The 26,957-nt window shown below is 42.6% G+C and carries 24 protein-coding genes; 13 read left to right on the top strand and 11 right to left on the bottom strand.

The window, feature by feature from the left end; genetic code table 11:
- Positions 1-63: 63 nt before the first annotated feature.
- Positions 64-2,907 (bottom strand): tetratricopeptide repeat protein, encoded by a 2,844-nt coding sequence (locus GYY70_RS06445; protein ID WP_174831715.1) that lies wholly within the window; start codon positions 2,905-2,907, stop codon positions 64-66.
- A 330-nt stretch (positions 2,908-3,237) separates the two neighbouring features.
- Here GYY70_RS06445 and mutM point away from each other — a divergent pair, with 330 nt between their 5' ends.
- Together mutM and GYY70_RS06455 are read left to right on the top strand one after the other, a co-directional pair.
- Positions 3,238-4,065, top strand: a complete 828-nt coding sequence (gene mutM, locus GYY70_RS06450) for a bifunctional DNA-formamidopyrimidine glycosylase/DNA-(apurinic or apyrimidinic site) lyase (RefSeq protein ID WP_174831717.1) — start codon at positions 3,238-3,240, stop codon at positions 4,063-4,065.
- A 6-nt stretch (positions 4,066-4,071) separates the two neighbouring features.
- Complete coding sequence (locus GYY70_RS06455; RefSeq protein WP_174831719.1) at positions 4,072-4,881, top strand: lysophospholipid acyltransferase family protein; 810 nt, start codon at positions 4,072-4,074, stop codon at positions 4,879-4,881.
- A gap of 13 nt (positions 4,882-4,894) precedes the next feature.
- Here GYY70_RS06455 and pdxH read toward each other — a convergent pair whose 3' ends face one another.
- Positions 4,895-5,527, bottom strand: a complete 633-nt coding sequence (gene pdxH, locus GYY70_RS06460; protein WP_174831857.1) for a pyridoxamine 5'-phosphate oxidase — start codon at positions 5,525-5,527, stop codon at positions 4,895-4,897.
- Positions 5,528-5,716: 189 nt separating this feature from the next.
- Between pdxH and hemA the strand changes: the two genes are divergently transcribed.
- The gene (hemA, locus tag GYY70_RS06465; RefSeq protein WP_096765398.1) at positions 5,717-6,979 is read left to right on the top strand and encodes a glutamyl-tRNA reductase; all 1,263 of its coding nucleotides are present in this window, start codon (positions 5,717-5,719) and stop codon (positions 6,977-6,979) included.
- Between the two features lie 91 nt (positions 6,980-7,070).
- Entirely contained in the window at positions 7,071-8,153 is a 1,083-nt protein-coding gene (gene prfA / locus GYY70_RS06470; RefSeq protein WP_084554327.1) for a peptide chain release factor 1, read from the top strand.
- A gap of 54 nt (positions 8,154-8,207) precedes the next feature.
- Here prfA and GYY70_RS06475 read toward each other — a convergent pair whose 3' ends face one another.
- Positions 8,208-9,083: a DMT family transporter gene (locus GYY70_RS06475; RefSeq protein ID WP_037392153.1), complete on the bottom strand. Its 876-nt coding sequence runs from the start codon at positions 9,081-9,083 to the stop codon at positions 8,208-8,210.
- A gap of 49 nt (positions 9,084-9,132) precedes the next feature.
- Entirely contained in the window at positions 9,133-9,396 is a 264-nt protein-coding gene (locus GYY70_RS06480; protein ID WP_084565588.1) for a DUF1289 domain-containing protein, read from the bottom strand.
- A gap of 236 nt (positions 9,397-9,632) precedes the next feature.
- Between GYY70_RS06480 and typA the strand changes: the two genes are divergently transcribed.
- From typA to mfd, 3 genes are all read left to right on the top strand, one after another.
- Positions 9,633-11,447, top strand: a complete 1,815-nt coding sequence (typA, locus tag GYY70_RS06485) for a translational GTPase TypA (RefSeq protein WP_025330592.1) — start codon at positions 9,633-9,635, stop codon at positions 11,445-11,447.
- Positions 11,448-11,815: 368 nt separating this feature from the next.
- Complete coding sequence (locus GYY70_RS06490) at positions 11,816-12,304, top strand: DUF456 domain-containing protein (RefSeq protein ID WP_174831721.1); 489 nt, start codon at positions 11,816-11,818, stop codon at positions 12,302-12,304.
- A 169-nt stretch (positions 12,305-12,473) separates the two neighbouring features.
- Complete coding sequence (gene mfd, locus GYY70_RS06495) at positions 12,474-15,884, top strand: transcription-repair coupling factor (RefSeq protein WP_174831723.1); 3,411 nt, start codon at positions 12,474-12,476, stop codon at positions 15,882-15,884.
- Between the two features lie 167 nt (positions 15,885-16,051).
- Here the strand turns inward: mfd and GYY70_RS06500 are convergent, their stop codons facing one another.
- The 6 genes from GYY70_RS06500 to glyQ form a co-directional block, all read right to left on the bottom strand.
- The gene (locus tag GYY70_RS06500) at positions 16,052-16,750 is read right to left on the bottom strand and encodes a M48 family metallopeptidase (RefSeq protein WP_174831725.1); all 699 of its coding nucleotides are present in this window, start codon (positions 16,748-16,750) and stop codon (positions 16,052-16,054) included.
- A 200-nt stretch (positions 16,751-16,950) separates the two neighbouring features.
- The gene (locus GYY70_RS06505; protein ID WP_037475573.1) at positions 16,951-17,712 is read right to left on the bottom strand and encodes a 1-acyl-sn-glycerol-3-phosphate acyltransferase; all 762 of its coding nucleotides are present in this window, start codon (positions 17,710-17,712) and stop codon (positions 16,951-16,953) included.
- Between the two features lie 6 nt (positions 17,713-17,718).
- Positions 17,719-18,294, bottom strand: a complete 576-nt coding sequence (gmhB, locus tag GYY70_RS06510) for a D-glycero-beta-D-manno-heptose 1,7-bisphosphate 7-phosphatase (RefSeq protein ID WP_025330587.1) — start codon at positions 18,292-18,294, stop codon at positions 17,719-17,721.
- An 8-nt stretch (positions 18,295-18,302) separates the two neighbouring features.
- A complete protein-coding gene (locus tag GYY70_RS06515) occupies positions 18,303-18,752 on the bottom strand; it encodes a cell surface protein (protein ID WP_180214728.1) in 450 nt (149 codons plus the stop codon).
- A gap of 51 nt (positions 18,753-18,803) precedes the next feature.
- On the bottom strand, positions 18,804-20,867 hold the full coding sequence (gene glyS, locus GYY70_RS06520; protein WP_174831728.1) for a glycine--tRNA ligase subunit beta: 2,064 nt from the start codon (positions 20,865-20,867) through the stop codon (positions 18,804-18,806).
- A gap of 23 nt (positions 20,868-20,890) precedes the next feature.
- The gene (glyQ, locus tag GYY70_RS06525; RefSeq protein WP_037392164.1) at positions 20,891-21,808 is read right to left on the bottom strand and encodes a glycine--tRNA ligase subunit alpha; all 918 of its coding nucleotides are present in this window, start codon (positions 21,806-21,808) and stop codon (positions 20,891-20,893) included.
- 179 nt (positions 21,809-21,987) lie between these two features.
- Here glyQ and GYY70_RS06530 point away from each other — a divergent pair, with 179 nt between their 5' ends.
- The 5 genes from GYY70_RS06530 (at position 21,988) to GYY70_RS06550 (ending at position 24,981) form a co-directional block, all read left to right on the top strand.
- The gene (locus GYY70_RS06530; protein WP_174831730.1) at positions 21,988-22,611 is read left to right on the top strand and encodes a hemolysin III family protein; all 624 of its coding nucleotides are present in this window, start codon (positions 21,988-21,990) and stop codon (positions 22,609-22,611) included.
- Positions 22,612-22,800: 189 nt separating this feature from the next.
- On the top strand, positions 22,801-23,451 hold the full coding sequence (locus GYY70_RS06535; protein WP_174831732.1) for a TenA family protein: 651 nt from the start codon (positions 22,801-22,803) through the stop codon (positions 23,449-23,451).
- Between the two features lie 237 nt (positions 23,452-23,688).
- A complete protein-coding gene (locus GYY70_RS06540) occupies positions 23,689-24,039 on the top strand; it encodes a DUF2288 domain-containing protein (RefSeq protein ID WP_174831734.1) in 351 nt (116 codons plus the stop codon).
- 15 nt (positions 24,040-24,054) lie between these two features.
- Positions 24,055-24,447 carry a type IV pilin protein gene (locus GYY70_RS12230; RefSeq protein WP_174831736.1) on the top strand — a complete coding sequence of 131 codons (393 nt, stop codon included), beginning with the start codon at positions 24,055-24,057 and terminating at the stop codon, positions 24,445-24,447.
- Between the two features lie 105 nt (positions 24,448-24,552).
- Complete coding sequence (locus GYY70_RS06550) at positions 24,553-24,981, top strand: hypothetical protein (RefSeq protein WP_096765403.1); 429 nt, start codon at positions 24,553-24,555, stop codon at positions 24,979-24,981.
- A gap of 99 nt (positions 24,982-25,080) precedes the next feature.
- Here GYY70_RS06550 and GYY70_RS06555 read toward each other — a convergent pair whose 3' ends face one another.
- On the bottom strand, positions 25,081-25,899 hold the full coding sequence (locus GYY70_RS06555) for a DUF4377 domain-containing protein (protein ID WP_174831738.1): 819 nt from the start codon (positions 25,897-25,899) through the stop codon (positions 25,081-25,083).
- A gap of 134 nt (positions 25,900-26,033) precedes the next feature.
- On the opposite strand from GYY70_RS06555, the gene GYY70_RS06560 reads away from it, so the two are divergent.
- Positions 26,034-26,849, top strand: a complete 816-nt coding sequence (locus tag GYY70_RS06560) for a molybdopterin-binding protein (RefSeq protein ID WP_174831740.1) — start codon at positions 26,034-26,036, stop codon at positions 26,847-26,849.
- Positions 26,850-26,957 lie beyond the last annotated feature (108 nt).

Raw genomic sequence — 26,957 nt, forward strand, 5'->3', positions numbered from 1 at the left:
CATACGGCAGCTTTCCGGTAAATCTCAATAGTTCAGTTAGTAAAGCCGGTAATTGGTATCCGGCTATTTATTGTTTTGTGATTTCGGAGCAGTAGTCAGACTAGACGGATTTACATTAAATTTTTTCAAAATTTGCTGTAACTCTTTCTGGTCAGAGTCTTTATTAGCCAATCCCTGCGTCCAGATTTTTCGTGCCTGCTCCTGTTCTCCTTGCTGCCACAGTACTTCACCCAGATGTGCTGCAATGGCACTTTCCTGACGAATCTGATAGGCTGAACGTAAAAGCGGTAACGCTTTTTCAGGCTGATTATTCAGATAATATGCCCACCCCAGACTATCCTGAATCGCCCATGACTGATTATCCAGCTGACTGGCATGCTGCAAAATCGATAAAGCCTCTGCCCAGTAGCGTTTTGGCATACTTAGCATAGTATAGCCCAGCCCATTATATCCTTCCGCATCATCAGGTTTTAATTCAATAAAAGCGCGAATATCTTTTATTGCTTTTTTCGGCTGATCCAGTTTTTCACTATAAGCTGTTGCTCGCGAATACAGAAGGAATGCTTTTATGTCGGTTTTATTATCCTCAGATACTGCGGTTTTTGTGTCTGCATCCTTTAGCATCTGTGTCAGCTTTTGTACATAAACTTTCGGATCGAGAGTTTTATTATCAATAGAAACTGATAATACAATGGTATCGATATCATCGGAAACAGGTGATTCTTTATTCTGATTCATCCGATCTAACCACTGCTTTGCAGCCGGTATATTATTCTGGGTTACTTCAATCATACCCATCAGATAGGCTTTATCTCTGACTAACTCACTATCAGTTATTTTATCCGTCCACTTACGCGCAGAGTTCATATCCTGATTAGCAAAGTAATAAGTTGCAGCAAGAAGCGCTGCCTGACTTTGCTGAAGTCTGTTACCGGTCTGAATGACTTTATTAATATTTTCAATCAAAGCCGGTTCATTGGTTCTGTTGCTGAATAAAATTCCTGCCTGTTGTAAATAGATATCTGCATCGGCCTGAGTTTCTGCCTTCTTTGCTGTAGTTAAGGGCAGACTATTCGGTCTGATTTGGTGTTTACTTAATATTTGATTCAGAATTTTATGGTCACTGGCTTTATTAAGCCAGCCCTGAGCCCATATCTGACGAGCTTCGTCCTCACGTCCCTGCTGCCAGTAAACTTCTCCCAGATGAGCAGCTACTTCACTTTCCGGCAACTTCTGATATGCATATTCTAGTAAAGGCAGCGCTTTTTCTACATTACCATTAAGAAAATAAGCCCAGCCAAGGCTGTCATTAATTGCCGGTGACTGGTTATTCTGAGCATAGGCTTGCTCCAGCAATTGCTGTGCTTCCTGCCAGTGATCTTTTGACAGACTTAACAAGGTGTAACCCAGTGCATTAAGCCCCTCTATCTGATTAGGCCGCATTTTCACAAACCGGCGCAGATCTGCTACTGCTTTTGCCGGCTCATCAAATTTATCTGCATATAACAGCCCGCGCAGGAGTAATAGCGGCGCAACATTTTCTACCTGTGTTCTGGCATCACCATGTTCTGCTTCATTAATCACTCTATTCAGATATTGTTCATATTTCTGGTCAGTGAGTGAAGAACTATTTACAAATGTTTGTAAACGAAGCAAATCCGATTCGCTGAAAAAAGTACCTGCAGGTATTTTATCTGTCTGAGCTTTATTTAACCATTGCTGAGCTGCTTTCCAGTGTTTTTGTTCTGCTTCAATTGAGCACATCATAAGTGCCTGATCAAAGAGAAACTGCGGATCATTGACTTTAGTTGCCCATGTACGGGAAGCCGGCAGATTATGTTCATCATAATAGCGCATGGCCACCATCATGGCCGCTTTACTTCGCTGATTGGAATTCCCCAGTTCTACAATTTTCTCTGCATAGCCGGCAATGGTAGCTGTAGCAGCTTTCTGACTGACAGCCAGATAAACTGCCTGCAAATACAGATCCGCGCTTTTACTTTTCTCAAGCAATGGCTGCAAAGTTTGATATGCCTGTTGTAATTGATTATTTTTAATCAGCAATTCTATATAAAGACTTTGCCATTTAGCTGGCATGGTGTCCACACCGGTCAGCTGGTAAAAATCCAGCAGATATTGTGGCTGCTTAAGATTAATCAGATTCAGCGTCAGCTGGCTGGCTGGAAAAATATCAGTATCCAGATGAACCAGTGATTGTAACGCTTTGATGGTTTGCTCTTTATGCGCACCGGTTGCACCATAAATAGCATCGGCAATTAGTGCTTCTGCCATTTCAGGATGTAAAACTGCTGTTTTGTGAATCGGTGCATTTAACTCATCAGTGGCATCCAGGTTGTTTAACCGGAATTGTGCCATTTTTAAAAACAACCGGCGCAGCTGATAATCATTGGCATGAGATAAAACTGCATCTGCATTTTTCAATACTTGCGGCACATCATTTTTGGCGATAGCCAGCTCCCACATCAGGCGCTGTCTTGCTGGTGTCTCTGTCGGCTCAATTTCCTGCCAGCGATTAGCAATGGTTTGCGCTTCGGTGATTTTATTTGCGCCAAGAGCCATTTCCATTGCCCGTTCAGCTACCTCCGGTTCCTGTGTATGCTCAAGCATTCGCATATCTGCGGCCAGAGCCTGATCCGTTTTACCCTGAGAATAAATAAGTTCTGTGGCAAACAAAGTAAAAATATCATTGGCACGGCCGGCAATAGCCAGACGCTGCTGCAGCGAATCTGCATCATCCGGTGCTGTAATCTGATTATTTATCCGCTCAATTTTAGTTTGAATCAGTGGTACTGGTTTATGCTGCTCTGACACACTGCTGGCATTGGCCATATGTACAGCCATTAAACTTAAAACAATCGGGGTAATACGATGAATCCAACGAGGCATTAAACTTCTCCATATATGCAAATCAGTTTACGTAGACACTGAATCATAAATAAATAACAATTCTGTACTTGTGCAGACAATTTTTTCTAATCGCGGTTTATCATGCAATATGTGTTCAGTTATTAAATTCTTTAACCGGCACGATAAAATTTGCAGCCGTTTAAAGAATAAACTATTAGGGTAAAATAATTTGCTACTTTAACACAGACAATTTTAGCTGCGTATGACTTATGGCAATTTTATCTGATTAAAACTGACACAGTATGTGCTTTAAATTTTGTTTTCATGATGCTATTGTAGCGATTTTATTCTGAATAATATAAATCAATTATGCCCGAGTTACCTGAAGTAGAAACAACGCTGCGCGGAATCGCTCCTTTTATTGAAAATCAAACTATTTCACAGGTAGAAGTGCGTCAGCCGCGTTTACGCTGGCCGATAATAGATAATCTAGGCGAACAGCTTGGCGGCGAAAAGGTATTATCAGTCAGACGCAGAGCTAAATACCTGCTGATTGAATTAGCTTCAGGCACATTAATTATTCATCTGGGTATGTCAGGCAGTTTGCGCGTCTTCACTGACTTTACTGCACCGCCTGTACAAAAGCATGATCATGTAGATATTGCTTTTAGTAATGGTACGCTCTTACGATTTCATGACCCGAGACGTTTCGGAGCTGTTTTATGGTTTATCGGACTCATTGAACAGCATCCTTTATTAATTAACCTCGGACCGGAACCACTCAGCCAGGATTTTAATACTGATTATTTGCAACAGAAACTTTCAAACCAGAAACGTGCGATTAAAACAGCAATTATGGATAATAAAATTGTTGTCGGTGTAGGCAATATCTATGCTAACGAAGCATTGTTCCGTACTGGTATCCATCCGGCCATTCCGGCTATGAAGCTGAATAAAAAGCAGATTAGCGCACTGACTGATGCAATCAGACAAATATTACAGGAAGCCATTACGGCAGGTGGCAGTACTTTAAGGGATTTTGTGAATAGTGCTGGCACTAGTGGTTATTTTCAGCTACAACATCAGGTATACGGACGAGCCGGTGAACCCTGCCCGCAGTGCGGGCATCCGATTGAAAAAATGATTTTGGGACAAAGAAGCAGTTTTTATTGTCCTCAATGCCAGAAAAAACGATAAATAACAATGACAAAATCAGAACATACTTCTTTAATTACCCGTTTTTCGCGAATTTTCAGACTGGCTGTGTGGCTGGTTAAGACAATCAGACGGGTAAATCGGTTTAAGAACCTGAATGAAACAGAGCGAAATAAGGAATTAATTTCAATTGCGCACAATTTACTTGATATTCTGCACGTAAAGGTAAACTCTGAGCAATTATTACCCGATACAGCAAGTATGCCCTGGCTTACTGTAGCCAATCATATTAGCTGGCTGGATATTTTCGTATTAATGTCCTATATCCCCGGTGGTTTTATTGCTAAACAAAGTGTCAAATCATGGCCGGTAATCGGCAGACTGGCTACAAACGGAGGCTCTGTTTATATTAATCGTCAGTCGAGACAGGATATTAATCCGGTCATCAAAACCATAGTACTGGCATTACATGAAGGTAAAAACGTCCTGTTTTTTCCCGAAGCGTATACATCTGAGGGAATGACTACCCTGCCGTTTAAAGCAGCCCTGTTTCAGGCAGCAATAGATGCAGATACACCCGTGATGGCAGTAGCCATGCGCTATTACAACCCTCAGGGATTGCGTACATCTAAAGTAGCATTTGCCGGCAAAACCAGTTTATTGCGTAGTCTGTGGAATATAGTATCTATGCCGGAAATTATAGTAAAAGTAGATTTTTCTGCGTTGCTGAATAGTGCTGAAAACAAAACAAATGATCGTTTCAGCCTGAAAACTCAGGCTGAAGATTTTATTCAAAACAAAGTTCTTATGGACAGTCCGGCTACAGCAACCGCGCCTTCAACTTCTGAATCGATATAGGCACAAAAGATGTTTAAGGCGATAAGCGCTGTTTAATCCAGAGATTATTTTGTCTTGTATACTGAATACGGTCATGTAAACGGCTTGGTCTTCCCTGCCAGAATTCTACCAGCTCGGGTTTAACCAGATATCCGCCCCAATACGGCGGTCTGGGTACATTGAACAAATATTTTGCTCCCAGTTTTGCTGCGCGCGCCATCAGTTCGGTTTTACTATTAATTACGGAGCTTTGCTCGCTGGCCCATGCGCCAATACGGCTGCTGTAAGGCCGGGACTGAAAATAGGCATCTGATTCTGCTGCAGCTAATTGTTGTACACTTCCCTCCACTCGTACCTGACGCTCCAGTTCCGGCCAGAAAAACGTGAGTGCTGCATACGGATTCAGACTTAATGAACGACCTTTACGGCTATGATAATTAGTAAAAAACACAAACCCTTCTGCTGTCACTTCTTTTAACAGCACAATGCGGGCATTAGGTCGTCCGTGCTGATCAACAGTAGCAACATTCATGGCTGTAGGTTCATTTACTTTGGCATGCATGGCTGCCATTAACCATTTTTGAAACTGCTCCAAAGGGTCTTCACAGCAATCAGCTTCACTAAGTGACTGCTGGCTGTAATCTTCACGAATATCGTGCAAATCCAGATTCTTCATTTTTTGTTTATGCATGCGAAAAAGTTATTTACACCACTCTCAGGCATGATTTACTGCTTTTTCAGCCCTGATAGCGTATAATTGCCCGATTTAATAACTTTATATTTATATAGAATATAAAGTCTGGCTGGCAATTATCCTACCCGCGGTAGCGGGCAAACGCAAATTACTTCAGGTAGTATGTCTTTAACCGTTATCGGACTTAATCACCAAACTGCGCCAGTTTCTGTACGTGAACGTTTGGCTTTCCCTGCCATAGAACTGGCAGAAGCACTGACTGCGCTTGGCAATCAGGAAGAAATAGCAGAAGCAATGATTCTGTCTACCTGTAACCGTACAGAAATTTACTGTATTGGTAATGCAACCACAGCTATACAATGGCTGGCCGACTACCATCAATTGCCATTATCTGAATTTGCTCCCTATTTATATCAATTCCATGATAAACAGGCTGTGCAGCATGCCTTTCGGGTGGCTTGCGGACTGGATTCAATGGTTTTAGGTGAACCGCAGATTCTCGGACAATTAAAAGAAGCCGTACGCGTTGCCCGCAGCCGGAATACGCTGCATCAGCAGCTGAATGCTCTGTTTGAAAAAACTTTTGCAGCAGCAAAAGAAATTCGCAATGAAAGTGCAGTCGGAGAAAACTCTGTATCCATGGCAGCGGCGGCAGTCAAAATGGCCGCACAGATTTTTCCCGATATTTCGGCATTGAATGTTTTAATGGTGGGTGCCGGTGAAATGATTGAGCTGGTGGCCACCTATTTTGCCGCAGAATGTCCGCGGCGCCTGACTGTTCTAAACCGTACGCTGGAACGGGCTCAGGAATTATGTCAGAAATTAAGCTGTGAAGCAGATGCACGCATATTAACTGCTTTACCTGAAATTCTGGCTGAATACGACGTAATTGTTTCTTCTACTGCCAGCCCTTTTCCGGTTATTGGTAAAGGTTTGGTAGAACGCGCACTCAGGCAGCGGCGCGGCATGCCGATATTTTTACTTGATCTGGCCGTACCGCGTGACATTGAAGCCGAAGCAGGCGAACTGAACGATGCGTATTTGTATAGTGTTGATGATATGGTGCATATTGTGCAGCATGGTCAGGCAGCACGGCAACAGGCTGCAGCTGAAGCTGAAAAGATGGTTGCAGGCAAAGTTGCTGAGTTTATTGCATGGCAACAGACACGCAATAGCGTTCCTTTAATTTGTGAATTGCGCGATCAGGGTGAACAGCAGCGCAGCAAAGCAGTCAATAAAGCTCTGCGCCGTCTGCGTAAAGGTACACCAGTTGAAGAAGTATTGCAGCGTTTAAGCCGTGAGTTAACCAACAGCCTTTTGCATGCACCTACCCGAGCTTTAAATAAAGACAGTCAGCAATATCCTGAGCTGGCCGAGGCCATTTGTCAGATTTACCAGCTGCATGGAAAAAATCAGCAGCATTAGCGACTGCCTCCAACTTATTCATAATCCTTAACTCTATATATCTAATACAGTCTCAATGGACTGATAGCTTTTATTTAATACGGAATACCAGATGAAACCTTCATTGATAGACAAGTTACAGCACCTGACTGAGCGTCTGGAAGAAGTAACCGCTTTGCTGGCTTCTCCTGATGTCACGAACAATATTGACGAATATCGTCGCCTTACCCGTGAACATGCCGAGCTTACACCGGTAGTAGAAACCTATCGCCGGTATACACAGGCAGAAACTGATTTAGCTGCCGCAGAAGAAATGCTTGCAGACCCGGAATTAAAAGAATTTGCGGCTGAAGAGATCAATACTGCCCGTAATCAGATTACTCAGCTGGATGGCGAGCTGCAAAAACTTTTGTTACCGAAAGACGAAGATGATGATAAGAATATTTTCATAGAAATTCGTGCCGGAACCGGTGGTGATGAAGCAGCTTTATTTGCCGGCGATTTATTGCGCATGTATACCCGCTTTGCAGAACGTATGGGCTGGCAGGTAGAAATTGTATCCGCCAGTGAAAGCGATCTGGGTGGCTATAAAGAAGTGATTGCACGAATTGCAGGCATGAATGTTTACAGTCAGCTCAAATTTGAATCTGGCGGCCATCGGGTTCAGCGCGTACCAACTACAGAAAGTCAGGGCAGAATCCATACCTCAGCCTGTACTGTGGCCATTATGCCGGAAGCAGATGAAGTGGCTGAAGTACAGCTAAATCCGAACGATTTACGCATTGATACTTTCCGCGCCTCCGGTGCGGGTGGTCAGCATATTAACAAGACGGATTCTGCCGTACGTATTACTCACTTACCAACGGGTATGGTAGTGGAATGTCAGGATGGGCGTTCACAGCATGCCAATAAAGCACAGGCAATGCGAGTACTTGCCTCCCGTCTGTACGAACAGCAGAAACATGCAGCTCATGCCAAAGAGGCTGCTGAACGTAAGAGCCTGATTGGCAGCGGCGACCGCAGTGAACGTATTCGAACTTATAATTATCCCCAAGGCAGAGTAACCGATCATCGCATCAATCTTACTTTGCATAAACTGGATTTTATTATGGATGGTGATTTATCTGAGCTGACACAGGCATTAATTGCCGAGCATCAGGCTCAGCAGCTGGCACAATTAAGTAATGCCGGCTAAGTTCATCAAAAAAAGCTGTTCTGATTTTCAGAACAGCTTTTCAATATAAATCGGCTACAACAAAGAATTAAGCCTGCTGCCATAAAACAGAAACCAGATTGCAGCAATCGCCAGTACAATTCCGGCAGCATTCAAACCATTGATTTTTTCTTTAAACACAAAAGCGCCAATAATAGTGGCCAGTGTTATTACACCCAGATTCATACCGGCAAACACCAGCGAAGGATCTTGCTGAAAATACTGATGTGCACGAATGTAAAACAGAATATTGGCAAAATTCAAACCACCCAGTATCAGACCTGCCAGAATACTGGCCGCATTCCAGACTGTTCTGCGTAGACACAGATAACATATAATCAGAATGGCAGCGAGTATAAATGACACCAGCAAGGTCGGTGCAAAAGCTGTTCCGCTTTTCGCCATCTGTTTAAACAGAATATCTGTAGTTCCGTAACAAAGCCACACACCGAATAAGTAGCCGGCAGTACTTAAAAAATCACCTTTTCCTTTGCCTTTAGCCGGATTCTCACGGTACAGCAAGGTAAGCAAGGCCATCAGTGCCAGTGCAATTCCGATAATTTTGTTAGTGCTTAAAGTTTCTCCAAAGAGCACAAATGCGGCCACTATAGGCATAAATAGCGACAGGCGCTGTGCAGCATCTGTTTTTACCATTCCCGCCTGTTCGATAGCCCGCCCCAGCACAATAAAGCCGAGCGGCAGACCAATACCTAAAGCCAGAAAAATAATCCAGTGACTGCTATAAGTATGCCAATCAGAAAAATCCGGACGTAAAAAAAACCAGGTGCAGGCAGCAGCTACCGGGTAATTAATCGCTACGGCCTGAGCAATATTAACACCGTTTCTGCGTGCCAGTTTCAGTAATACTGACACAGAGACACTACATAGAATACTAATAATCAGAAAATGCATTTTTCCCCCAAAATCAAAATTTACGAACTGACTTATCAGCTATTAAAAACTAAAAATCAAAATCTGCCTGCAGCCATATTTGCTCAATCAGATTTTGTTCTGTCTGGTCTGCTGGTTGTGGTTGCATTTGCTCCAGCTTGCGCCGGCGCAATGCACACAAACGCAGCACATACTGTTTCTGAGTATCAGACATACGTAACCAGTAAAGACGCTCGTCCCTGCTGCGCAGACAGCCTTTGCAATATCCCTTATGATTGCTTTCACAAACACCTTTACAGGGACTGGGAATAACAAAAAATTCTAACTGTTCCATTGCCTAGGTTTTGCATCCCTCTTCAATACCACAATTACAACAGACTGCCTTAAATAACCCAGCCGGAATAACACCGGAAAAACGTTAACTATGACACATACACAGATGTAAGTCAGCCTCTTTAATACTGAAAGAACATCTGATTTTGCTAAAAATTCCACGAAAAGCAGAGTAAATGTTATAATTCAAGGTTAATTTTCCTTACAAATAGCTAATAAACTAGGTTACACACTCCTATGAGTAAAAAAATTCGTAATATTGCCATTATCGCACACGTCGACCACGGCAAAACCACACTGGTAGACCAGTTATTGCGCCAGTCCGGTACTTTCCGTGCCAATCAGCAGGTAGACGAACGAGTAATGGACAGCAACGATCTTGAAAAAGAACGCGGCATTACCATTCTTGCCAAAAATACCGCCATCGAATACGAAGGCTACCATATTAATATCGTTGATACACCCGGACATGCCGATTTTGGCGGCGAAGTAGAACGTGTACTGGGAATGGTTGATTGTGTGCTACTACTGGTAGATGCACAGGAAGGCCCGATGCCGCAAACCCGCTTTGTTACCAAAAAAGCACTGGCATTAGGGCTGAAACCGATTGTAGTGATCAATAAAATTGATAAGCCAAGTGCCCGCCCGAGCTGGGTAATTGACCAGACTTTTGAACTGTTCGATAAACTGGGCGCAACCGATGAGCAGCTCGACTTTCCTATCGTTTATGCTTCTGGTCTGTCTGGTTTTGCCAAACTGAATGAAGAAGACGAATCTACCGATATGCGTCCGTTGTTTGAAACCATTCTGAAATATACCCCGGAACCAGCCGGTGATGCAGATAAACCTCTGCAATTACAGATCTCTCAGCTTGATTATGATAACTATACCGGCCGGCTGGGTATCGGTCGTATTCTGAACGGACGAATTAAACCCGGTCAGGTAGTAGCCATCATGAATGAAGATAAGCAGATTGGTCAGGGACGCATTAATCAGTTGCTTGGCTTCAAAGGATTGGAACGCATTCCGCTACAAGAAGCGGAAGCCGGTGATATTGTTACGGTTTCCGGACTGGAAGATATAGGTATCGGTGTTACCATTGCTGATCGTGAACAACCTCAGGGGCTGCCTATGCTGAGCGTGGACGAACCTACTCTGACGATGGATTTCATGGTCAACACCAGCCCGCTGGCCGGTACAGAAGGTAAATTTGTTACCAGTCGCCAGATTCGCGAACGTTTGCAAAAAGAATTGCTGACCAATGTAGCCCTGCGCGTTGAAGACACAGCAGACGCAGATGTATTCCGTGTTTCAGGCCGTGGTGAGCTTCATCTGACTATTCTGATTGAAAATATGCGCCGTGAAGGTTACGAGCTGGCTGTCGGCAAACCACGTGTGGTTTTCCGTGAAATTGACGGCGTTAAATGCGAACCTTACGAAAACCTGACTGTCGATGTAGAAGACAATACTCAGGGTGCTGTAATGGAAGAACTGGGTCGCCGCCGCGGTGAACTGACCAATATGGAAAGCGACGGGAAAGGCCGTACCCGTCTGGAATACCGTATTCCTGCACGTGGTCTGATTGGTTTTCAGGGTGAATTCATGACCATGACCCGTGGTCAGGGACTGATGAGTCACGTATTTGATAATTACGCACCAGTAAAAGCAGAAATACCCGGCCGCCGCAATGGTGTACTGGTATCACAAGAACAAGGTGATGCTGTAGCCTATGCTTTATGGAATCTGGAAGACCGCGGTCGTATGTTTATCAATCCGGGCGAAAAAATTTACGAAGGCATGATTATCGGTATTCACAGCCGTGACAATGATCTGGTTGTTAATCCTCTGAAAGGCAAAAAACTGACTAATGTCCGTGCTTCCGGCACAGATGAAGCAGTGCGTCTGACTCCGCCGGTACTGATGTCTCTGGAAGCTGCGGTAGAGTTTATCGATGATGATGAACTGGTAGAAATTACTCCGCAAACCATTCGTCTGCGTAAACGCTACCTGAGCGAACAGGAACGTCGCAAACACTTTAAAAAATTAGATTAATTAAAGTTTATCTGGTACAGGCAGCTTTTTAAAGGCTGCCTTTTTTCAATATCGAATATTTATCTTTAAGAAAAATATTTCATAATAAATAGCATTGTTATTCAATCTGGTTATTGTATTGCTATTGAATCATCCAGTCTCAACAAATAACGCAGGTTTATTTATCATTTATATTTTATACAGATTGTCTGTACTGCAACTGCTCACTAATATACAGATACCATGCCAAACTGATAAAATTATCTGTTATTAATCACAGGCTGATTACATATTTTTTATCTACACTACAAAATTTATCCTTGTATGTGAGAACCGCATCCCCCATTTTATTATTCTATATTATGAATTTTATTGAGGACTAATTTGCCATGAATGCAGTATTGGTAATATTGGCTATTGTTTTATTATTCATTGGTTTATTAGGTACATTTATGCCTGCTTTACCTGGTCTGCCTCTCATGTTCGGAGGTGCATGGTTACTGGCATTGAGCAGCAATTATCAGATTATGGGAGCACCCACATTAATTACTTTAGGTATACTGACTTTATTAGGTTGTTTTCTGGATTATATTGCCGGTATGCTGGGTGCTAAACATAGTGGTGCAAGCAGAAGAGCTATCTGGGGTTCTTTTATTGGTGCGATTATTGGCATGTTTTTTGCCTTACCGGGCATGGTATTGGGGCCGCTAATTGGTGCAGCAACCGGTGAATTTATTGCCAGACGCAATCTGGTCGCTGCCGGCAAGGTAGGTTTTGCCACACTGATTGGTCTGGTTGTTGGTGTGGTTGCCAAAATTGGCTGTGCATTTGCCATTCTGATTACCATCGCTGTGATGTATTTGTATTCGCTATATTAATTATTGTTATGTAATAATAGTCATAACTCCAGGACTGTGTCTGAAACTGACTTGTTACTCACCCATTCCAAACAATTCTGTTTCAATTGTCTGCTTATCAGGGCTTGTCTTATCATAGCTTGCCCATAAGTACTGGCAATCATTTTCTATTATCTGTAAAACTAAAATTATGCCCGCTGCTGCTTCATTCGCATTGCCTAAAACCAGACAGACTGTAATCTGGTCTGATTTAAATGCTGGTAGTCTGCCATTATTACTTAGCCAGCATTTACCTGAAAAAAAACTGAAAATTATTTTAACTGCAGATGCCGAACAGGCAATCCGTATTCAGGCAGCATGGCAATTTTTTGATCCTGCTGCACGTATCATGTTTTTCCCGGACTGGGAAACTCTGCCCTACGAACATTTTTCTCCTCATCAGGAGCTAGTATCAGAGCGACTAAGTACATTGTGGCAACTAAAAAACGGACTGGTTGACGTTTTATTGTTACCGCTGGCAACAGCCATGCAAAAAATTGCCTCTCCTTCATTTTTGCTGGGACATACTTTCTGGCTCAAAACCGGGCAGGAACTGAATATTGAAGCATTGAAACACAGCCTGGTTGAAGCCGGCTACAACCATGTTTCTCATGTGGTGGCGACCGGAGAATTCGCCATGCGTGGCGGTATTCTCGATATTTTTCCAATGGGCAGTGACACACCGTTTCGTCTGGACTTATTTGACAATGAAATTGATACCATCAAAACATTTGATGCAGACAGCCAGCGTACATTAACCACAGTAGATGAAATCCGTCTGTTACCGGCACATGAATTTCCAACCGACAGTGATGCACAGAAAATATTCCGCAGCCGCTTTCGGGAAGAAATCAATAGCGATGCCCGAAAAGCAACTGTTTATAATGCAGTATCTGAAGGACATTTCGGGGCGGGTGTTGAATATTACCTGCCTTTATTTTTTGAAGAAGAATGCGTCAGTATCTTTGATTACACTGATGATGAAGCCATTCTGGTTTGTCTGGGTGATATTCATCAAGAATCTGCCCGCATCTGGCAGGATGTCAAACAACGCTACATTCTGGCACAGGGCGATCCGGCCTATCCACCTCTGGCACCAGATTATCTTTATCTTAGTGAAGACCAGTTCGGGGTACGCATTAAATCTTATGCGCGTCTTGTTCCGCAAATCAGCGAAGACACTACTTATACGCTGCCAAGTGTCGCAGTAGACAGACAGGCTGATGATCCGCTGCACACACTGAAAAATTTTCTCCAGCAATGGTCAGGACGGGTACTGATTTGCGCAGAAAGTCTCGGACGCCGGGAAACCATGCTCAATTTTATGCGCCAGTACAGTTTACAGCCAGATATTGTCAATAGCTGGCAGGACTTTCTGAACAGTAATTCCAGCTTGTGCCTGACTATTGCGCCGTTAAGTTACGGTTGCCTGCTGACAGATCAGCAACTGGCCATTATTACTGAGGCTGATTTATACCAGTATGTTATTCGCGGCCGGCGTACAAGACGCAAGCACAGTGCTGTTTCTGACGGCATGCTGCGCGATTTGGCTGAAATTAAAATTGGTGATCCGGTGGTACATGAACAACATGGTATCGGACGCTATCAGGGTCTGGTAACCCTGGATTTAGGTGAAGGTGCCTGTGAAATGATGCTACTGGAGTATGCTGAAGGTTCTCAGTTATATGTACCTGTTAGTCAGCTCCAGCTTATTTCCCGCTATGCAGGCAGTGCTCATGATAACATCAGTTTGCATAAACTGGGTCATGGAGCATGGGATAAAGCACGACATAAAGCCGCGGAAAAAGCCAGAGATACAGCTGCTGAATTATTAAATCTATATGCTCAGCGTGAAGCTCAGCAAGGCCACCGCTTTAGTCTGAATGAGATGGATTATCAGGCTTTTGCCAATGGCTTTGGCTATGAAGAAACCGAAGATCAGGCTGCGGCAATCGCTGCGACCATAAAAGATTTATGTGCTGAAAAGCCCATGGACAGACTGATTTGCGGAGATGTAGGATTTGGTAAAACTGAGGTTGCGCTACGCGCCGCTTTTGTAGCAGCAATGGCTGGTAAACAGGTGGTAGTACTTGCACCAACTACACTGCTTGTTGAGCAACATGCACAAAATTTTGCTGATCGCTTTGCAGACTTTCCGATTAAAGTTGCCCAGCTTTCCCGCTTTAATACCAGTAAACAAACACAGGCCACACTTGCCGGACTGGCTGACGGCACAGTAGATATTGTGATTGGTACCCATAAACTGGTTCAGCCGGATGTCCATTTTAAAAATCTGGGACTGGTTATTATAGATGAAGAACATCGCTTTGGCGTACGTCAGAAAGAACAGCTTAAACGTCTGCGTGCTAATGTGGATGTGCTTACACTGACCGCAACACCAATTCCGCGTACATTAAGCATGGCGCTGGAAGGCCTGCGTGATTTTTCATTGATTACCACAGCTCCAAGCCGCCGGCTGGCTGTAAAAACCTTTGTTCGTCCTTACAGCGATGGTTTAATACGAGAAGCCGTATTACGTGAACTGAAACGTGGCGGACAGGTATTTTTCCTGCACAATGAAGTTGATACTATTGCTAACACTTATGAAAAATTAACTACTTTATTACCTGAAGCCCGTATCGGTATCGCTCATGGACAACTGCGTGAACGCGAACTGGAACAGATTATGCGGGATTTTCTTCAGCAGCGTTATAACGTGTTACTGTGTTCAACCATTATTGAAACCGGAATTGATATTCCCAATGCCAATACGATTATTATTGAGCGGGCTGATAAATTTGGTCTGGCCCAGTTGCATCAGCTGCGTGGCCGTGTAGGCCGTTCTCATCATCAGGCATATGCATATCTACTGATACCGGATGCAATGACCAAAGATGCACAGAAACGTCTGGAAGCCATAGAAATGGCTGATGATCTGGGAGCCGGATTTACATTAGCCATGCAGGATTTAGAAATCCGTGGTGCCGGCGAAATTTTGGGTGAAGGACAGTCTGGTGAAATGATTCAGGTCGGATTTACTTTATATACCGAAATGCTCAAGCAGGCCGTGCGCAATTTGAAGAAAGGCAGAGAGCCGGATCTGGATGCCCCGCTGGGTATTACCAGTGATATTAAATTGCATAGCCCTGCTCTGCTGCCGGAAAGTTATTGCCCGGATATTCATGCCAGACTGGTGTTGTATAAACGCCTGGCAAGCTGTGAAACGGAAGCAGAGATAGACCAGATACACGAAGAACTGATCGACCGTTTCGGACTTCCTGAACCGGCCGTCTCCACGCTGATTGCCAGCCATCATTTACGCATTGAAGCAGCCAGCTTAGGCATAGACACAATTGACGCCAGTAGTGAAGCCATTACTTTTACTTTTGGCAAACATCATCGCATTAACCCCGCAACTATTGTAGCCATTATGCAAAGTGATAAAAACTACCGTCTGATTGGAGCAGATAAACTCAGAGTTAGCATTGGTATTGAAGACGTTATGCAACGTGTCCAGATTATTAAAAATATTATGAAACAACTTGCGGTTGATGCCGGCTAAACCTAAAAATAACAGGTAAGCATTTTTAACTGACAGCCGGAAATAAAAATCAGCATTTAAATCTGAATAACAAAAAGCAGTCATACGATAAAAATAGTATGACTGCTTTTTATTTTGTATCAGTATTGAAAACAGCCGGAATTTACCGAATTTTCCAAATTGAGATTTTAGCTGAATTTATCCAGGGAAAACAGCTCATTAGCATATTTTTTCAGCCACTTACGAGCATTATCAGCATCAGCACAGTATTCAGCAACCATTGCCCAGAAAGCTTTACCATGGTTGGCATGGCGCAAGTGACACAACTCATGAATACAGACATAATCCACCACATCAGCAGGCGCGCCAATTAATCTCCAGTTCAGACGGATTCCGCTACGCCGGCGACATACTCCCCAAAAGGTTCGTGCCTGACTTAATGTCATTGCCATTGGCTGCAACTGCATTACATTTGCCCAATATTGTAAGCGTAGCAACAATTCCTTTTTGGCACTTTGTTTTAACCATGCTTTCAAAAGTACATAGGGCGAGTGCGAATTTACCAGTGGTACTAAAAAGCCATATTGCTTATGCCACTGCACTCTTGTTAGTACGGATATCTGAGTAAAAGGATATGCCTGCCCACGAAACCAGATAAATTCAGGTAATGCTGTTGCTATTTTTTCTGATTGCTGCCACAGTTTTTTAATAGCGATTTCATTAACGTTCAGCCATTCATACAAAGATTTCATTGATACAAATGGCGGAACGTTAATATCCAGTAAACAACCTGATGCAGGACGTACAATAATATTTTTTTTTGCTGTACGCCGTAATTTCAGCCTGATGGTATCGCCATCTGTAGTTGTGTGAAGAAATTCCGACATGACAACTAATCTGTTAAAAATGTAAATAAATTACTATCTGAGACAAGCAAATACTTCTATTAACCAGCACATCATATTATTTATATCCTGTTTCAGATTCAGTCTTAAAAAAAATTAAATAGGCTACCTGTTTATCTGCTCAGGATTCAGCAAAACACTATTTCACAAATAAAAAAGTATCAATATTCAACTAATATCAATTAATGCGGCACGAACGGCGTTGGTACTTGCGGATGCTCTGGTGCAAACGGTCCCACCCCTTGAATTTTTACTTGCTCGGATTCTATCCATTGCTCACAGATTCTGATTAATTCTTCCGGATTATGAGCTGACTCATAATGAATCGGTTCACCAATCACTACTGTTACTTTACCCGGATATTTAAAAAAGGAATCTTTAGGCCAGAATTCGCCACTGTTTAATGCGACCGGAACCAGATTCATATGTAGTTCCTGTGCCATTCGGGCAGCACCTTTTTTATAATGACCACGGAAACCTGGCTTGATTCGTGTACCTTCCGGAAAAATACAAATCCACATCCCCTTTTGCTTGCATATTTTCCCCTGACTGATAATCTGGGCATTTGCCGCTTTAGGGTTTTTACGATCAATACCTATTGTGCCGCGCCATTTCAGTGCCCAGCCAAAAACCGGTATACGAAAAAGTTCGCGTTTAGCCACAAAGGCCAGATCAGGGAAAAATACCAGCATGGCCAGCGTTTCCCAGCCGGATTGGTGTTTACAGCACACAATTCCGGGTTCGCGCGGAATATTTTCCCGACCGGTAACTTCGTATTTCAATCCGATAATGTGCTCCAGCATCCAGAAAAGAGATTTTCCCCACACTGTGGTCGTCCATGTAACCCCTTTTGGTACCAGCATGGAAACAATTACTACCACCAGCCAGATTAATGAAAATACACACAAACAAAACCAGTAAATCAAATTACGCAACAACAGCATGTTATATTATTCCTCGGCTGCCTGTTCAGCCAGAGTACGACAATATTTGGCAAAATCCAGCAAATCATCGTACACCTGAGTATCTTCCGGCAATTCTTCCATTTTTAATGTTTCCTTGCCTTTACCGGTTAAAACCAGTACAGGATGACCGCCAATTGCGGCAATTGCCTGCATATCGCGAATACCATCTCCGACAAGCCAGGTATTTTCTGCTTTCATATGCAGACGATCCAGAATATCCAGCAGCAAACCGGGTTCAGGTTTACGACATTTACATTTAGCATTACCGGTATGCGGACAAAACCAAACCCCGCTTAAGCGGCCGCCAGCTTTCTGTATATGAGTATGCATTTTGCTATGTACTTCATTCAGCTGCTGCATACTGACCTGATTACGCCCGATACCAGACATATTTTCCGCCACAACAACGGTATAACCACTTTGAGTCAGAAAGGCAACAGCATCCATACTACCCGGTAAAGGAAGCCACTGATCAGGATCGCTGATGGGCTGCGGCTGCATAACATTCAACACACCATCACGATCCAGTATGATTAATTTGCCTTTTCCATTCAATGCCATAATTAACCTTATTGCACCGGCTTCAAACTTTGCCGCCACTGAATCAAAGCACTATCAAATACGCCATCAAGTAAAGACTGATTTTCATCATTAATTTCTACATGATAAAAACTTTGCAAGGCCGGCGTATTTAATGTTTGCACATAATCTTCCATAAAACGACCATAGCCCTCATCTTCATCTTCATAGTAATAAAGTGAAAACCGTCGTCCTTCATCATTAAAATCACTGTCTTCCAGACAACCGGCCATATTATTCAGAACAAATTCAGCTCCGCTCATAACCTGAGCTTTCAATGCTGCCATATCTTCTTCTGCAGCTTCATCCCATTGCGGATTATATAAACCCCGGCGTACAGCCCATGACCAGTAATAACCCATATGTGTAGCAGCATTAGCCAGTGACAACGCAGGCGGATAATCTTCTTCTGTATGGAATACTATATTATCAAATATCATAATTTAGCTTTCATCCACTATTTAAGAATGAGCAGAAATGTCTGCTATTATTTACTCACTTAATAAGGCAATATCGGCCACAGCATTCATCTGCTGAGATAAACACAGTAACAAAGCCAGACGGTTATTCTTAATAGCTTCATTTTCATCCATTACCATCACATTAGTAAAGAATGCATCCACTTTTTCTTTAATTCCGGCCAGCTCAGTTAATGCCTGAGCAAAATCCTGCCGTTTCAGCACAGCCTGAATTTTTTCTGCAACCTGCTCAGTTGCCTGATAGAGCTGTTTTTCATCCTGCTGCTGCAAAAGATCCGGATTAACAGCGGATAAAGCAGAAATATCTGCTTTTTTCAGTAAATTATGAACACGTTTATTAGCTGCAATCAGTGCAGTAGCTTCATCCAGCTGTTTAAAGCGGGTTACTGCGGCAAGTCTGGCTTCCAGCTCACCCAGATTTTCTACATTACCGGCCAGTACAGCAGCCACCACATCCTGTGCAAAGGAATTCTGTAACAGGATTGCCAGTCTGGCCTGCATAAACCCGGCCACTTCACTGACAGTATTTTCAGCCAGTCTGCCTGAAGCAAATGTATCAAATGCTGCCTGTAATAATGGCATCAGTGCCAGATTATGTTGCATCAGCATTCGTAAAATACCCAGTGCACTGCGGCGCAATGCATACGGATCTTTATCCCCGGTCGGAATAAGTCCGATACCCCAGATACCAATCAAAGTTTCCAGTTTATCGGCCAGAGCAACCACTGTACCAGTTAAACTGTCCGGTAAAGCATCATTAGCAAAACGCGGCCAGTAATGTTGCTCAATTGCTACAGCAACATCAGCATTTTCACCATCATGCAAAGCATAATATTTACCCATCGTTCCCTGTAGCTCAGGGAACTCCCCTACCATGTCTGTCAGTAAATCAGCTTTAGCCAGCTCAGCAGCACGTACAGCCTTATCTACATCAGCATTAAGTAGCGGTGCAATAGCTTTTGCCAGCTGAGTAATACGCTGAACTCTTTCTGCAACACTACCCAGCTTATTGTGATAAACCACGTTCTGCAGACGAGGCAGACGACTTTCAAGAGTCGTTTTCTGATCCTGACGGTAGAAAAATTCGGCATCTGCCAGACGGGCTCGTAATACACGTTCATTTCCATGAATAATATGTACCGGATTTTCTGTTTGCAGATTAGATACCAGCAGGAAACGATTAATTAGTTTGCCATCACTGTTTAACAGCGGAAAATATTTCTGATTTTGCTGCATGGTTAAAATCAGACATTCCTGCGGCACTTGTAAAAAGCGCTCATCAAAACCTGCCTGTAATACTACAGGCCATTCAACCAATGCTGTAACCTCATCCAGCAAGCCTTCTGCATAGGCTACCTGAGCATGAAGTGCATCAGCCGCTACAGTTAAACCCTGCTCAATACGGGCCCGGCGCTCGGCAAAGCTGGCCACTACTTTACCCTGCTCCAATAATACTTTTTCATAATCTGAAGCATGGTTAAAAATAATTCTGTCTTTACTCAGGAAACGGTGACCTAATGTCCAGTTCTGGCTGTCTAATCCCAGGACACTGCCAGTAACCGTTTCAGTACCATGCATCATCACCAGCCCATGTACAGGCCGGACAAAAGTAAAGGTACTGCTACCCCAGTGCATCACTTTCGGAATAGGCAGTTTTTTGATAGATTGATTCAATATATCGCTTAACAAGGCATTCAGTGGTAAACCTGCCTGAGTATATTCATAGGCAAATACCATTTGTTTGCCATCATTAATCTGGCTAAGCTGACTGATTTCTACCTGATTACTGCGGGCAAATCCCTGCAAAGCCCTGGTAGGCTCACCATCTTTCATACCCGCTGTTACACTGGGTCCTTTTTTCACAATTTGCTGGTCTGCCTGCACCGCTTTAACATTTTGCACCAGAACACCCAGCCGTCTGGGTGCAGCAAATACCTGATAATCAGCCACACCATTAATCAGCTGTGCTTTTTCCAGACCCTCAACAACTCCGGCAGCCAGACTTTCACCCAGATTATTCAGTGCCTTTGGCGGCAATTCTTCAGTACGCAGTTCAATTAATAAAGGAGCATTCATGCAAGTATTACTTTCATTCAGTTTCAGGCAGTCTGATTAGTAGTATTTTTATTCAGTAACGGAAAACCAAGTTTTTCACGGCTTTCAACATATTTTTGTGCAACTGCACGGCTTAAAGCACGAACACGGCCGATATAAGCAGCCCGCTCGGTTACAGAAATAGCGCCGCGTGCATCAAGCAAATTAAACGTATGTCCTGCCTTAAGTACTAATTCATAGGCTGGTAATGCAAGACTGACATCCTCTACAGCCAGCAGACGTTTAGCTTCGGTTTCATAATAATTAAACTGTGCCAGTAACCATTCTGCATTACTGAATTCAAAATTATAAGTAGACTGCTCGACTTCATTCTGATGATATACATCACCATAGGTGACAATCCGGCCGTCATGAGTTTTAGCCCAAACCAGATCATAGACATTTTCAACACCCTGCAGATACATTGCCAGCCGCTCAATACCATAGGTAATTTCACCCAATACAGGCGAACAGTCCATACCGCCTACCTGCTGGAAATAAGTAAACTGAGTCACTTCCATACCATTGAGCCAGACTTCCCAGCCAAGTCCCCAGGCACCCAGAGTCGGATTTTCCCAGTCATCTTCAACAAAACGGATATCATGCTGACAGGGATCTATACCCAGTTCCTGTAAAGATGCCAGATATAACTCCTGAATATTATCAGGAGCAGGCTTCAGAGCGACCTGAAACTGATAATAATGCTGCAGACGATTTGGATTTTCTCCATAACGCCCGTCCTTAGGACGGCGTGACGGCTGCACATAGGCTGCAAACCATGGTTCCGGCCCCAGTGCACGCAAACAGGTTGCCGGATGGCTGGTACCCGCTCCTACCTCCATATCCAATGGCTGTAGCACCACGCAGCCCTGTTTAGCCCAATAGTTTTGTAATGTAAAAATAATTTCCTGAAAAGTCAGCATGACGAGAAATTTCTGATAGTCTGCAAAATTATCTATTTTACTGTGCTTGCAAGCAGTTGAACAGCCATAGACCTGCACGCGGATAAATACCGGCACAATAATAAAAATAAAAAACACTTGCACCTTTAGGGCGCTAGTGAAACGATAGTCATCTCACAAATTACCTTAGCAAGCAAAATATGTATCGCGGTGAACGCTTTAATGCGTACTCTCATTTTATCGGTTTTATTCTTGCCATTACAGGCACCGCATTTTTATTAATTAAATCCGCTATGTACGGAGATGCTTACCGTATTGTCAGCTCAGCCATTTATGGTGCCAGTCTGATATTCTTATATGGTATATCTACACTTTATCATTCAATTTATTCTCATCGGGCCAAAGCGGTATTACAAAAATTTGATCATTGTGCGATTTATCTGTTAATTGCAGGCAGTTATACACCTTTTACCCTTACCACATTACACGGAGGCTGGGGCTGGTCAATTTTTGGCATATCATGGGGACTGGCAATATTTGGTATTATTCAGGAAGTGACAATCGGACGTAAAAGTGAAACCCGTATCCTGTCATTAGTCCTGTATATGATTATGGGCTGGCTGATTATTGTTGCTATTTATCCGTTGATTCACCGGATGTCTGCACCAGGGTTATTCTGGCTGACTGCCGGCGGGCTGGCATACAGCATCGGCATATACTGGTTTGTCAATGATGAAAAAATCCGTCATGGACATGGTATCTGGCATTTATTTGTTTTGTTAGGCAGCCTGGCCCAGTATATATGTGTTTACGCCTATATCTAGCTGCTCAATTACCTCAATGAAATAGATTTTGCAGTAATTTATGGTAATTTTGCGACCAGTCCAGGTATAAAATTGACATCTGCCCTGTATATGGAACCAGGCTACACTTAACTAAATTTCAGGGTAATTTAAGTTACTAAAGATTTATCTTTATTGGTTAATCTTTAATATATATCAGAAAGGATCATAATGACTTGGAGTAAACAAGCCATTGATGCGGTTCAGCCTATTTATCATCAAATTATGCAACACCCTTTTATAGTCCAGTTGGCAAACGGCTCTCTAACACAAATACGATTTAATCATTATCTTGAACAAGATACCTTATATCTGGCCGAATACCGGAGCATATTAGCCACTATCGGTGCAAAATGTCACAACAGCAGCCATCAGAAACAATTTTTGCATTTTGCTATGGCCACCATTGAAGCGGAGCAAATAGTTCATCAATACTTTTTAAAGAAATCTACTTCACTAACCTACCAAACCATGCCTGCGACTGCACTCTATACTGGTTATTTATACCAGCAGCTAACCACACAACCGCTGGCAGTCGCAGTAGCCAGTATTTTACCGTGTTTTTATTTGTATCAACAGGTTGGAGAGGCGTTACAGCAGCAACAGCTTGCGTCTAATCATCCGTATCATGCCTGGATCAGTACTTATGCCAGTGAAGCGTTCAAACAGGATGTTATCACCGTGGTAAATATTGCTGATCAACTGGCTGCCGATAGTATGCCAGACATTCAAGCGCAGATGACAGAAGCCTTTCTTACTGCGGCCAAAATGGAATGGCTGTTCTGGGACGGTGCCTGGCGGTTAGAAAGCTGGCCAATTTAAATTGCACACTATTGGTGATTAGTCCAGCTATCAACATTTTATTATCCTTATTGCCTCACTACTATTAAATGATCAGCAATCTGCACTGCTGATAAAAACAGCCAATGGGTAAAAAACATAACAGCCACATATAACTCAAATGCATTTAAACAATATGCATTCAAGCGCTTTGCCTGCTATAAATATCATCTGTATCATGGATTATGAATTGCATTTAAAACGAGTATTTATCCAGCCATGTATCCAAAAATTCCTGCAACCACCAATGAAATACCATTAGACCAGAAAATCAATCTGGAAACTGCCCGTATCAACTGGCATGAACTACAAACTCACTTTGCCCGGGGTGTTTGCATATATGTTGCACCGGAACTGGATTTGGTCAATATAGCCCACATGATAGCTACTGATAACTCCGCTGCCATTGCACTTTTGATTCAAGAAGGTAAAATTGATAAATTAAACGATATAATGGCACAACAATATTTTGATTGTAACCAGCCGATGTGGGCAGTAGTTGTCAGACCATATGTACTGGTACAGCCTGACCAAACTATTTTGAAAACAATTGATCATAAGCATTTATAAAAGAAAGAGAACGTGATGCGACGCCACACTTATGGTTTTACTATTATTGATTTAATGATTACTATGGCTATTATTGGCATACTCGCTGCAATTGCCTATCCCACATATCAGAATTATGTGATTAAGGCACGAGAAGAAAATGTCAGAGCCGACATGTCAGAAAATATTAGTTTATTAGAACGTTATTACTCCTTGAATAAAACATTCAATACCTATACTGATGCTCAGCTGACTAAAAAAAGAAGCGAAAAATTCTTTACTATTACGGGAGATTATAAAGAAAGTAGTTATACTTTGACAGCCACACCAACTGAGGCAAATTCAGGAGAAACCAAAAATGTTGTCTATAATTCTGTAGAAGGGTGGTCACTTTGCAATAAAGAAAATAAAGATTGCAAACCCTTTTAAAATTTCTGTGAAATCGATTATATATTTCTCACTTATTTTCAAAATTAATGAGATATACAAAGATATTAATATTAAATTTTTATAAATTTAATCAAGGGTGAGTATATGAATATACTGAAATTATTTCTGTTAACTGTAACAATCGGTTTACAGTTTAACCCTGCTCTGGCAGCCAGCCATAAAAACTTCGCTGATAATAATGAATTTGATGATGCAGATAAAATTTTAGCTCAAATGTATCATCAGCAACAGCAAATTGAAAAAGAAATCGACAGATTATCCGCATCAGTTATTCAGGACGATAATCAGGTTAAGCTTTTTAAAAACTGCAAACAGCCAGAGTGCCATCAATATAGCGAAACGACATCTTTCCGCATTGATCCGAATCAGAATTTTACTTATCAGAATCAGATTAACAAAGATGGAAAAAGCAAATCAGTTACCCGTAAAGGTAAAATTACTCAGCATAATGGCAGAAAAACATTAATACTGAATAATGCCAACAGTCAGCCGGATGTTTATTTACAACAGTAAATTCTCAACTTTTTAGGATATATTGAATACAAAATATCCGTTAAATAAAAAGGCAATGATTTTTTTCATTGCCTTTTTATTTATCTATTATAGAAAACTTTATTTATGTTTATGCTTCGGAGACTTCACTACTGAGCGTTCGATTATCTGATCCAGTTTATAAACATATTGGTTATCTGCAGCAGTACCCGTTACATCAGCCGGTTTAACCTCATATACATTCAGACGTAATACCTGATTTTCCTGCGGATTAAACTGCCAGCCATCAATCTTGCCGGCAAAATTACGCCATACACCAGTTTTAACCTTAACGCCCTGATCATTGTAGCTAATTTCTCTGACTTTCAAACACTGAGCTGCCCCCTGTGCAGTTTGGCAGGTTTGCGTTTGCGGGCTTATTTCCCAAAATACCACAGTAGGCTGACCATATTGAGCAACGGCAGCAGGGACACCGCGCCAGAGCAAATGTTCGCCACGCCGGTTTTCAATCCATAATTCTGGCTGCGCATTCTGGTCATTCTCAGCATTAAGCAGCCCTGCATGTAATTTCTGACCATTCATAAAAGCCACAACTGCAGAGTCCTGCGCCATAATATCAGGCGCACAGGCTTTCATAGTGCTTACCGGAGCCTGAATTTGCATATCCTGATCATTTAACTGATAGTTAGAACTAATATTATTGCAGCCACCGGTAACATTTAGCCGCTGACCGGAAAAATTCATTGTCATAGATGAGCCGGATGTAAAACCGGGTAACGGCCGACCATGCCGGTCAGTAGCTTCAGCCAGCTGCCAGTCATAGGCGCTTAACTGCGGAACAGTGACGGCACGCATACTCACCTTACGGTCAGATGTATGTGCACAGGCCGCAAGACTGCCGGCAATCAGAGCGGAAACTGCTAATTTTTTGATATTCATAAGTACATCCTTGCTAAAATAACACTACACTTGCACATTAAAATAATTCAGCACATAAAACAACATTCATGTTTTATTCGGCAGACAGGTTATAGCTATCATGCAACAACTGCCGCAAATACAGGAGTATTCGTATGCAATTCGGTATCATTATAATTGGTGATGAAATTCTGAATGGTTCGCGTCAGGACAGCCATTTTGTTTTTTTCAAACAATTACTACAACAACACGGTTTATATATGGCCTGGGCGCAATATTTACCAGATGATCAGGCAGTTATTACCAGACAGCTTATTGAATCATTTAAAGAAAAAATACCTGTTTTTGTTACCGGCGGCATAGGTGCCACACCAGACGACCATACCCGTCAGGCCTGTGCAAAGGCATTAAACCTACCGTTAACACCTCATCCGGAAGCACTAAAAGCAATCGAAACCATTTCACTGAAACAGGGAGATTCACTTGACAGTCCTGCACATTTACAACGGGCAAAAATGGCTGAGTTTCCGCAGGGCTCAGCACTGATTCCGAATCCCTTCAACAACATTGCCGGTTTTTCAATCAATGAGCACTATTTTTTCCCGGGCTTTCCCCGAATGGCACACCCTATGGCCCAGTGGGTGCTGAATCAATATTATCAGCAGAATTTTTTCCGGCAGAAACTGGTGACTAAAGCAGCTCTGGTTGATGGTGTGCCTGAGTCCAAAATTACGCCATTGATGGAAGCAATTGAACACAGCTGGCCCGAGATTAAAACTTTTAGTTTACCCACCATTTGTGATGATTTACCGGCAGAAGAACAAATACATTATTATCGTCTGGAATTCGGTCTGAAAACTCATGGTGAAAATTCTGCTTTTTTGCCAGAAGCCTGGGAATATGTATTACAGGAACTACAAAAACTGGGAGCAACCAATATTATTCCACTGGATAAAAGCAGTGAGGGCTGAATATAAAGATAAGACTGATGGCTTATCTCAGAATAAATCCGATTATTTATAGAAAAATTACCTGTTCAAACGTAAAAAAAAAGTGGTTTAAACTAAATCCATTATACT

Source organism: Snodgrassella sp. ESL0324 (genome assembly GCF_013344955.1).
GTDB classification, from domain to species: domain Bacteria; phylum Pseudomonadota; class Gammaproteobacteria; order Burkholderiales; family Neisseriaceae; genus Snodgrassella; species Snodgrassella alvi.